Source organism: Fibrobacter succinogenes, from assembly GCF_902779965.1.
GTDB classification, from domain to species: Bacteria; Fibrobacterota; Fibrobacteria; order Fibrobacterales; family Fibrobacteraceae; genus Fibrobacter; species Fibrobacter succinogenes_F.
Genome location: NZ_CACZDK010000056.1, coordinates 1 through 9820 on the forward strand (window position 1 = coordinate 1; position 9820 = coordinate 9820).

General features: G+C 50.1%; 7 protein-coding genes and 2 pseudogenes. 2 read left to right on the forward strand and 7 right to left on the reverse strand.

Features of this window, described 5'->3' with window-relative positions; translation table 11 throughout:
* From HUF13_RS16560 to uvrB, 3 genes and pseudogenes are all read right to left on the reverse strand, one after another.
* Positions 1-611 (reverse strand): annotated as a pseudogene (locus HUF13_RS16560) (2,3-bisphosphoglycerate-independent phosphoglycerate mutase); the annotation flags it as partial.
* Between the two features lie 396 nt (positions 612-1007).
* On the reverse strand, positions 1008-2054 hold the full coding sequence (locus HUF13_RS16565) for a hypothetical protein (protein WP_173476138.1): 1047 nt from the start codon (positions 2052-2054) through the stop codon (positions 1008-1010).
* Positions 2055-2222: 168 nt separating this feature from the next.
* Positions 2223-4550, reverse strand: a complete 2328-nt coding sequence (gene uvrB, locus HUF13_RS16570) for an excinuclease ABC subunit UvrB (protein WP_304039335.1) — start codon at positions 4548-4550, stop codon at positions 2223-2225.
* 120 nt (positions 4551-4670) lie between these two features.
* Between uvrB and HUF13_RS16575 the strand changes: the two genes are divergently transcribed.
* On the forward strand, positions 4671-4937 hold the full coding sequence (locus tag HUF13_RS16575) for a hypothetical protein (protein WP_173476139.1): 267 nt from the start codon (positions 4671-4673) through the stop codon (positions 4935-4937).
* 160 nt (positions 4938-5097) lie between these two features.
* The gene (locus HUF13_RS16580) at positions 5098-5388 is read left to right on the forward strand and encodes a GIY-YIG nuclease family protein (RefSeq protein ID WP_173476140.1); all 291 of its coding nucleotides are present in this window, start codon (positions 5098-5100) and stop codon (positions 5386-5388) included.
* 204 nt (positions 5389-5592) lie between these two features.
* On the opposite strand, the gene HUF13_RS16585 is transcribed toward HUF13_RS16580, so the two are convergent.
* The 4 genes and pseudogenes from HUF13_RS16585 to HUF13_RS16600 all read right to left on the reverse strand — a co-directional run.
* Entirely contained in the window at positions 5593-6744 is a 1152-nt protein-coding gene (locus tag HUF13_RS16585; protein WP_173476141.1) for an acyltransferase, read from the reverse strand.
* 28 nt (positions 6745-6772) lie between these two features.
* Entirely contained in the window at positions 6773-7429 is a 657-nt protein-coding gene (locus HUF13_RS16590; RefSeq protein WP_173476142.1) for an MBL fold metallo-hydrolase, read from the reverse strand.
* Positions 7430-7439: 10 nt separating this feature from the next.
* Positions 7440-8729 (reverse strand): sugar MFS transporter, encoded by a 1290-nt coding sequence (locus HUF13_RS16595; protein WP_173476143.1) that lies wholly within the window; start codon positions 8727-8729, stop codon positions 7440-7442.
* 196 nt (positions 8730-8925) lie between these two features.
* Positions 8926-9820 (reverse strand): annotated as a pseudogene (locus HUF13_RS16600) (cysteine--tRNA ligase); the annotation flags it as partial.

Below are 9820 nucleotides of genomic sequence, written 5' to 3' on the forward strand. Positions count from 1 at the left end.
GCCAAGCACGTGGGTCTTCCAGCCGAGTTCCACCATCTTCCAGTTAGCGTTGTAACGGTCCATGGTGATCTGCATACGGCCACCGCCGCTAGCAATGCAAACGTCGAATTCCGGGCTGCGGAGTTCGTCGAGGAACTTTTCGAACGGGCCGACGTAATCGAGTGCGGAAGTTTCCGGCACGTCACGACCGTCGAGCAAAATGTGCACGCGGACCTTCTTGAGGCCTTCCTTCTTGGCCTGGGCCACCATGGCCTTCAGGTGAGAAATGTTGGAGTGAACGTTACCGTCGCTGAAAAGACCGATGAAGTGGAGGACGGTGTTCTTTTCGCGGGCGTTGCCGGCGATTTCCTTCCAGGCGTCGCGGCCGAAGATGTCACCAGAGACGATAGCGTCTTGAACGAGGGCGGCACCCTGGTTGTACACCTGGCCGGCACCGATAGCGTTGTGGCCCACTTCGGAGTTACCCATGTCTTCGTTGGTCGGCATACCGTCGGGGTGCGGGCAGCCTTGATGGCGTTGCCTTCGACCTTATCGGTGATACCAAAACCATCCATCACGATGGTTACGACCGGGCCCTTGATGCCGGGAAAGTTGGAAAGTTTCTTGAGCATATTTACTCCATTTTAATGTTACGCGGCAAATTTAGTAAAAGGCGAGCGCAGCGGCAAAAGTGTGCAAAGCTAGAAAGCGCAAAAACTTGTTTTTGCATTTTCTAGATGAAGCCACGGACGTCGTAGACGTCAAAACAACTTGTTGTTTTGACATTGCCGAGCCGTATTAAATGCGCTCCGAAGGAGCGCAACTTTAGAAACTTTTGCGTAAGGCGAGTGAAACGGGACTGTTTACAGGCCCACTTTTGAGCCTAGCAAAAGACACTCGAAGAGTGTAATTAAGGGGAATCCCGGTCAAGTTGGGTATAGCTATGTAGGGAAAAAGGGGGTAACATAAAGGGAACGATGCAAATAAAAAAGACCCTCCGAAGAGGGCCTTGAAAATGTTTTTTTGCTTTAAGGTGTTTGTTTACCCGTGTAGACTAGCAAATCCATGGACAGATTGCCGTTTGCATCTTGAGTTGTATAGTTTAGCACAATGAAGGCGAAGAAGCCGGTAGCAACCTCAGAAGAGGAATCGTATGTAGGGCTAATTGCTACAAAGAAGTTATTCTTGAGACTAAAGAAGTTGGGGTATGTATCAACCAATGACGTTGAAACATAGAGGAAGTCACTAGTGTGCGGATCTTCTGGATGGTAGTCCTTGTCATAGTCATTTGCCATGATTCTGTCATTCTTGTTGTTATAAAGTGCGAATTTTACACCGAGCGTCGTGCTGTACAAATCAATCGTTTTGTTCGAATTTGGCTGGAAGCAAATGTCTCCAGCATTGTCAGGTGCTTTGGTTATTGTATTAATGCACTTGTGGATCTTGGTGTCGATTGTGACGTGGAATGAATCCAGTGGCGCGCTTGTTGCTTCGGGTTCAGACGATGATGAACTTTCCGGTTCTCTGCACTTTTCTTCACTACGAGTGAACGGAATGCGTTTCTCAGAAACGGATTCATTAATATCATCAGTGGCAAATGCGGTAACTATAAGTTCGAAATCACCACATTCGGTATAGTCTTCATCGAGGTCTGTTCGGACGCCCATTTCATCGAGGTTGGCTGTGACAGTGAAATTATTCTCAAAATCAATAGGTCTTAATACAGTTACTTTGCCTTGCAGGATATCTGTTCCTGCTTTGACAATTGCGAATTTAACGTCCTGGAGTCGGACTGCATCAACGTCAGCAATGGTATTTGTATCGCCAAAATTGATTGTTATGGAACCATCGAATTGTATAATCGAGAATGATGGTGTCGCTGTAAAATTAGAGAAGCTAATAAAGGTTTCTTCGGTGGGAACAGGCGCAACATAGTGACTAGAAGAACTGGTTCCTGCCGACTGACCGGGTTGTGGTAATGCATTGATTGAATCCTCACCACAAGCAACAAAGCTCAGCGCTCCCAAAGTGAGTGCTGAACCAAAAATAAAAGATGTGACGAATTTTGATTTCATTGTAAATACCCTTTCTATGTAATCTTTAGGTTAAAATAAACAAATTATGGGAAAAAAGCACTAAGAATTTTTCTTTTTATTATAATACAAAATTTTGTTTACGGAACGTAAGCCAGTAGTTAGTACATATGATGAAAATTGTAATAAGCTTGTAAATAATTTTATACACTAATTATTCATGGAGCGTATAATATCGCGAATTCGGGCGGCTTCTTCGAAGTCGAGGCGGGCTGCAGCCTCCTTCATTTGACGTTCCAAGTCGATAAGCTTGGACTGGACTTTACTGGATCCTTCGCTTTGCTCAGGATGACGGTTGCCGGGGGCAGCGCTCATCTTTCGTCTTTGTACATTCGCCGTTGGCTCATGTACCAACTGCTCGGCTCGGTCATGCCCAACTCCGTTGGTCGCGACTCTCGCCTTGTGCAGTTGTCGTCTGAACCTTGACGGCTGCAGCGGTTCCATCGGGCGGATGCCGGGGGTAAAGTCAGTGGAATCGTCACTGGATCCCGTCGCTTCGCTCCAGGATGACTCATCATCAATTCCGAATTCCGAATTCCTATCTCCTAATTCATCCTCTAGCGGGTCGATGATTCGCAAATCTTCTTCGATCTTGCGGGTGACGGATTTCGGCGTGATGTGGTGCTCGGCGTTGAATTCCTCTTGCAAGGTGCGGCGGCGGTTTGTTTCGTCGATGGCTTTTTGCAGGCTTTCGGTCATGTTGTCTGCGAACAAAAGCACGGTGCCGTTCACGTTGCGGCTGGCGCGGCCCATCGTCTGGATAAGGCTCCTGTAGTTGCGTAAAAAGCCTTCCTTGTCGGCGTCGAGAATCGCGACCATGCTCACTTCGGGGAGGTCGAGACCTTCGCGCAAGAGGTTGATGCCCACGAGTACGTCGAATTCGCCACTGCGAAGCCCGCGGATAAGTTCGTGGCGTTCCAGCGTCTTGATGTCCGAATGGAGGTATTTGGCGCGGATGCCCGCTTCGATGAAAAATTCCGTGAGGTCTTGCGCCATCTTCTTGGTGAGCGTCGTGACGAGCACGCGGTCGCCGTTTTTCACGACTTCTTCGATGCGGTACAGGAGCACATCCATTTGCCCTTGAATCGGAAACAGTTCAATCTTCGGGTCCAAAAGTCCAGTCGGGCGGTTAATCTGTTCGGTCACGACACCGCTAGTCTTTTTGAGTTCGTAGTCGCCGGGCGTGGCGCTCACAAAGAGCACCTGTTTCGGGTACATGTACTCGAATTCGGCAAAGTTCATCGGGCGGTTATCTAGGGCGCAGGGGAGGCGGAAACCGTATTGCACGAGCGTGGTCTTGCGGGACTTGTCGCCTTCGGCCATGCCGCCCACTTGCGGAATGCTTACGTGCGATTCGTCAATCATCAAAAGCCAGTCATCGCCAAAGTAGTCTATGAGCGTAAAGGGGCGTGTACCCGGGGCGCGGTCTTCGATGATGCGCGAGTAGTTTTCGATGCCGTTGCACATGCCGGTTTCGCGGAGCATTTCCATGTCGTAGCGAGTGCGGCTCGAAAGGCGTGCCGATTCCAGCACTTTACCTTCTTTGTCCAGTTCGGCGAGGCGGTCGGTGAGTTCAAGCTGGATGCGTTGTAACATGCCCGCGCGGTTTTCTTCTTTGGTGACAAAGTGCTTGGCGGGGGCGATGGTAAGTTCTTCGACTTCCTTGATGACTTCACCGGTGACAATGTTGAAACGGTAAAGTCGGTCAACTTCATCGCCGAAAAGTTCGATGCGGAGGCCATCTTCGTCGTAGCTCGGGTGCACTTCGATGACGTCGCCGCGGACGCGGAATGAGCCTCGGTCGAGGCTAAAGTCGTTGCGCGAATACTGGATGTGGACAAGGTCTCGCAGAATCTTGTCGCGGTCGTAGATGTCGCCCTTCTTGATGCGTACCATCAAGTCGAAGTATTCGCTGGGGCTACCCAAACCGTAAATGCAGCTCACGGAAGCGACGATGATGACGTCGCGGCGGGTGAGGAGGTTGGCCGTTGCGCGCAGACGGAGCTTGTCGATTTCGTCATTGATGCTCGCGTCTTTCTCGATGAACGTGTCCGTGTGCGGGATGTAAGCTTCGGGCTGGAAGTAGTCGTAATAGCTGACGAAGTATTCCACCGCGTTGTTCGGGAAGAACGACTTGAATTCTTGGTAAAGCTGGGCGGCCAGCGTCTTGTTGTGCGTGAGGATGAGCGTTGGCTTCCCGACGTTCTTGATGACGTTTGCCATCGTGAACGTTTTGCCTGAACCGGTCACGCCGAGAAGCGTCTGGAACTGTTCACCGTTCTTGAAACCTTCGGTCAATTCTTCAATGGCTTTGGGCTGGTCGCCTGCGGCACCGTAAGGACTCACGAGGTCGAAATCCGCACGCGTGGGCGCCTGGAACTGCTTGAGTTTTCCGGGCAAACTCTTGGAAGGCGGTAGCGGTTTTGCTATCGGTTTTGCATACGGATCAGGAGTAATAGTCTTACGTGCGCGAGCCATGAAGAAGTGGTTAGTGGTTGGTGGTTAGTGATTAGGAAAAATAGTAAAAGGAATGCTTTTTCATTTTATCCTGTTTACTAACCACTGTTTACTGACCACTATTTTTCTACATTTCATTTTATGCTTTGCAATCGTATTCTTGGTACGACTCATCACGGCACTTACAAGAAGGTCGTTGACGTTCCTCTTTTGCGCGAGGAACTCTCGGCTCGTTCTATCCGTTGCATTGCACGCGATGGAGTCGAAATAGAAATCGACGTCTACGAAGACTTGCAGGAAGGCGATATTGTTGCTGAGACGGACTTTAACGTGTATGCGATAAAGATTTACGTGCCCAAGAAAAAGCCGGAGCAGGAACAAAGGCCGAAGTTTAAAAGCTATTTGTAATTGCGAGCTGCACTCGCCTTTAACGTCATTGCGCAAGCGCATGACAGAAACGCTTCGGATATAGAGACATGCAAGCATGTTTCTGCATCACTCGGCTCTTACGTCATTGCGAGGACTGTAAGGACGAAGCAATCTATAAGAATTTTTGTATGTTCTTTTCATGCAAGAAAAATCATACACTTACATCCTGTTCAATAAACCGCATGGAACATTATATACAGGTGTGACTTCGAATCTAGTCAAACGTATGCAAGAACATAAATCAATGACTTCTGGATTTACTGCAAGATACAATGTTACGCAATTAGGTTATTTCGAAGAGCATACTTCGGTTGTTGATGCGATTGAAAGAGAGAAAAAGATAAAAGGTGGGTCTAGAAAGAAGAAAATTGCATTGATTGAATCAATGAATCCTCAATGGAAAGACCTTTTTTCTGAACTTGGTGTATAGATTGCTTCGCTTCGCTCGCAATGACGTCTAAGACGAGAGTCGCAGCCATGCTTGCATGGATATGACCGAGTCGATAGTCTTGTGCTTGCACAATGACGTGCAAGTACATCAAGCACGAGGCCACTTGTGGACTCGTATTTGATGTGCGTAGCGCCATGCACGAAGTGCAATGACGTTTATTATTGCGTGCAATGGCGTCTTTCATTATTCCCTAATGCAGAGGCTTTCTTTTACGCTGATTTTTTCTTTGCCGAGTAGGCGGTGGAGTTTGCAGCGGAAAAGTGGGATGGCGGCGATGGTGCCCAATGCGACAATGACGATGGCAATGTAGGCGATTCCCGGTTGGTTGATTTGCGGCCTGAAGAAGAGTCGCAGCATCAGGACAATCCACCAATGGATTGCAAGAATCACAAGTGCATTGCGGGAAATATTGCGGAGGATTCCCTTGAAAATGCGGATGGGGGCAATGTTTGGAATTTTGCTTACGAGTAGGAACATGGCGATGAGGCCGATAATGCCTGTGATGGAGCTTGCGACAAATTGGGGGAGGCTTTTGCCCAAGTCGTTATTCATGATGCTGAAATTCGGACTCGGCGATTCCAAAAAAGCGTATGCGATAAAGCTTGCAATTCCGATGGCAGCAACGATGGCTGTGTTTTTTGCGGCGTGAGCGGCGCTCGCAGAAATGGCGCTGTGGATTTTTTTGATGGGTTCCTTGCAAAGATATCCGCAGCCGAAGAAGAATAAAATCGTGAGGTCGCGTTCAATACCGAACGGTAAGTGCATGTGATTTATGTTCAAAAGCCAACCGCCAAGGAGCCCTTCTATGGACATCACGGCGAAAAAAAGTTTGGGGTGGACTTGCTTTTTCGACATCTCGTGAAGCAGGTAAAAAAGCAAGCTGACGGAATATAAAGTAAATACAAACCACAGTGGCCCTGCGCCAACGGAAGATTTCCCGGCGATAAAGATTTTGGAAAGGTTCCAGTAGATGTATTGCCATGTGTTGTTGATGTCGGGAATGGTATTCATGACCATCATCGTGGGGGATTTCGGGTAGAGCGCGAAGTTGTAAACGACCGGGTCAATGGCGAAAAACAGGAACGAAAGATAAAGATAGGGAACTAACAGGACTCGCGTTTTATGGGTAAAGTAACTCTTAAAATTTGTGAAACGTTTTGTACTGAATAAAAATCCCGAAATAAAGAAAAATGCGGACATGCGGAGTGCGCTTAAATGCCACATTCCAAGGTGCGCGTTGGGGAAATTCTGTTCGATGTGAAAAAGGCAGACGAGCAAAAGAACGAATCCTTTGAATTCGTCAATCCAGCCGATTCGCACGCGGTTTTCACTCATAACAAAGGTCCCTGAGCCTGCCGAAGGGTTAGTACCATCCCTTTTCGTCGCCGATGGTGGTGCTTGGCCCATGTCCCGGGAATACGACGGTTTCTGCCGGGAGTGTGAGGAGCTTTGATTTGATGCCGCTTACGAGGGCGAATTCGTCACCGCCGTAGAGGTCGCTACGTCCGCGGCTGCCTGCAAAAATGATGTCGCCCGGGAAAAGGAGCGGTGGCACATTGTCTTGTCCGTTGACCTTGCCAGGATTCTCGCAGAAGAAGGCGAGTCCGCCGGGGGAGTGGCCTGCAACGTGGATGACCTGCAATTTGATTTCAGCGATTTCGACGATGTCGCCTTCGTTTAGGTAATTGCCCAATGCTGGCGCTAAATCGTTACACGGGAGTCCGAACATTTGGGCTTGTTCGTTCTGCACGCCTAAAAGAAATTCGTCGTCTTTGTGGGCTTCAGCCTTAATGCCGTAAGTGCGTTCTACGAATGCGTTTCCGAGAACGTGATCGAGGTGCAAGTGCGTGTTCAAATTGCGGCAGACTTTGAGATTCTCTGACTTGATGTAATCAGCGAGAGCCGCTTGTTCGCGGGCGTTGCTCACGCTCGGGTCTATCAAAATGGCTTCGCCCTTGCTGTTGCTCAGGATGTAGCAGTTCACTCCGAACGGATTGAATACAAATTGCTTGATATTCATGATAAACCTCTTAGCGTTTCTTTTTGCGCTTGCGTTTTAAACGTTCGCGTTTAACACTTTCCATGGAAACTTCGTGAAGAATGTCGAAGACGCGTTCGCGGGCGTAAGATTTGTTCAGTTTCTTGTACGTTACGTAGTCCAGCAGGCACACGCACAAAAGTAACAATCCGACAAAAATCGAAAGCGAAATAGGCCAAAGATGGACTGTGAATTTGGTTGCAACGAGACCGAATGCGGGTGGCATCAAAATGGAGCCCACGTAAGAACCGGCTAGCTGGATGCTGATGGCTTGGCTGGATAGCGATTCACCGAAACGCGCGGGGGTGGCGTGAATTAGTGATGGATAAACAGGGGCACAACCGAGGCCGAGCAGGCAAATGCAAACGGGCTGCATCCATAGCGGAAGTGGGAGCGAAAGCACAAGGCAACCTGCGGATACGATGAAAATCCCGGCGTAAATCAAGCGATGGTCGGTGAACTTAATCGCAAAAAATCCACTTGCGATGCGGCCAATCATCACGGATGCAAACATGAGCGATACGCAGAGGGCGCCTGTTTCGGGTTTGAATCCGCATGCGGTCAAGTAGGTGCCGCACCAAAGGCTTGTTGAAATTTCCAGTGCAGAATAAAAGAAGAATGTGAAGAACGAAAGCTTCATTCCCGGGACCCGGAGCGCTTCGCGAATGCTGATGTGCGGCGCGTTTACGGGTGATTTTGCTTGGATGGTGACGTTTTCCGATAGTCCTCCGCGGGCTTCCGTTTTTTTCCAAAGCGGGAGTGAAATAAGAATCAGTACGAAAATTGCAGCGAGAGCAGCGGCGACATATTCGTAAGCCCCGCGCCAACCGCCACCGGTCAAAATCGATAACGAAAGGAGCGATGGTCCGAGTGTAGCTCCGATGCCCCAGCTTGCATGTAGCCAGTTCGTGTGCTTGGATTCAAGATAAACTGCGGCGAAGTTGTTCATCGCCACATCGACGGCTCCTGCGCCAATGCCCATGGGGATTGCCCAAAGGCAAAGAACGTTGAACGAGTCCGCAAACCCGTAACCGATGGAGGCGATTGCGGTAAGCGCGATGCTGTAGGCGACGAGTTTTCCGGTGCCAAAAATGCGGAGAACTTTCGGCGTGCAAAGGCTGGAGACAATTGTCCCCAGCGAGGCGATAATGGAAAGTACGCCTGCTGCAGAAACCGGTGTTTTAAGGTCTAGATGCATTAAGGGCCAAGCGGCTCCGAGTATGGTGTCGGGGAGGCCGAGTCCAATAAATGCAACGTATATGACCACCAGCAAAAAAATCATCGAGGGAAATTTATAAAAAAAGATTCCGGCTCGGAGGCCGGAATGATGGAATCAAAAGATGTCGGAACGGAGGTTGGATTGACAAAAACAGAAGTTGCCGGAACGGAGGCCGGCGGCACTTCGGCTGCCTCAGTGACCTGATTTTCAGCCTCGTGCCTCATACCTCAAAGGGCCGTAAGGCCCGACCTCAGACCTCTTACTCCTTTATGCTCCAGGTCGTGCCTTCCTTGCTGTCCTTGATGACCACGTTCATGGCGGCAAGTTCATCGCGGATGCGGTCACTTTCGGCCCAGTTCTTGGCGGCACGTGCTTCCTTGCGGGCGGCGATCAATGCTTCGATCTTGGCGGTATCGATTTCGTCGTTGGCGCCCTTCTTGGCATATTCTTCGCGCGGCTGGTCAAGCTTGAGACCAAAGATTTTGTCGAAGTCCATCACGAGTGCGGCCTTTTCACCGTCGTCGATATCGCTCTTGAGCATCGTGTTCATGATGCCGAGGGCGCGAGGCATGTTGAGGTCGTCACCGATAGCGTCCTTGAATTCGTTCTGGAAAGCCTTGGCAGCTTCGCTTGTGATAGCGGTTGCCTTGCCAATGAGCGGGTCCGTCTTCTTGTGCAAGCTCTTGAAGGCTTCCTTGGCGCCGGTGAGGGCTTCCCAAGTGAAGTTCAGGTAGTTGCGGTAGTGGCTGCCGATGGCGAAGAAGCGGTAGTCGAGCGGATTGAAACCGCGGTCCATGAGGAGCGAAACCGTCAAGAATTCGCCGCTGGACTTGCTCATCTTGCCGAACTTCTGTTCGGTCGTGCCGTCTTCGAGCTTTTCTTCGCTGGCGGTGCGCAGGAATTCGCCGTGCATCCAGAAACGTGCAAACGGAACGCCGTTGGCGCATTCGCTCTGGGCGATTTCGTTGGTGTGGTGCACGCGGATGTGGTCGGTACCGCCGCAGTGGATGTCGAGCGTCGGGCCATTATACTTCATGGCCATGGCGGAGCATTCGATGTGCCAGCCGGGGAAACCAACGCCCCACGGGCTGTCCCATTCCATGGCGCGCTTCTTGTCCTTCGGGCTGAACTTCCACAGGGCAAAGTCGGTGGCG

Bases quoted from the DNA above. Each gene is read 5' to 3' on its own strand.
- HUF13_RS16565 (WP_173476138.1), bottom strand. From the start codon at position 2,054: ATGAAATCAAAATTCGTCACATCTTTTATTTTTGGTTCAGCACTCACT.
- uvrB (WP_304039335.1), bottom strand. From the start codon at position 4,550: ATGGCTCGCGCACGTAAGACTATTACTCCTGATCCGTATGCAAAACCG.
- HUF13_RS16575 (WP_173476139.1), top strand. From the start codon at position 4,671: ATGCTTTGCAATCGTATTCTTGGTACGACTCATCACGGCACTTACAAG.
- HUF13_RS16580 (WP_173476140.1), top strand. From the start codon at position 5,098: ATGCAAGAAAAATCATACACTTACATCCTGTTCAATAAACCGCATGGA.
- HUF13_RS16585 (WP_173476141.1), bottom strand. From the start codon at position 6,744: ATGAGTGAAAACCGCGTGCGAATCGGCTGGATTGACGAATTCAAAGGA.
- HUF13_RS16590 (WP_173476142.1), bottom strand. From the start codon at position 7,429: ATGAATATCAAGCAATTTGTATTCAATCCGTTCGGAGTGAACTGCTAC.
- HUF13_RS16595 (WP_173476143.1), bottom strand. From the start codon at position 8,729: ATGATTTTTTTGCTGGTGGTCATATACGTTGCATTTATTGGACTCGGC.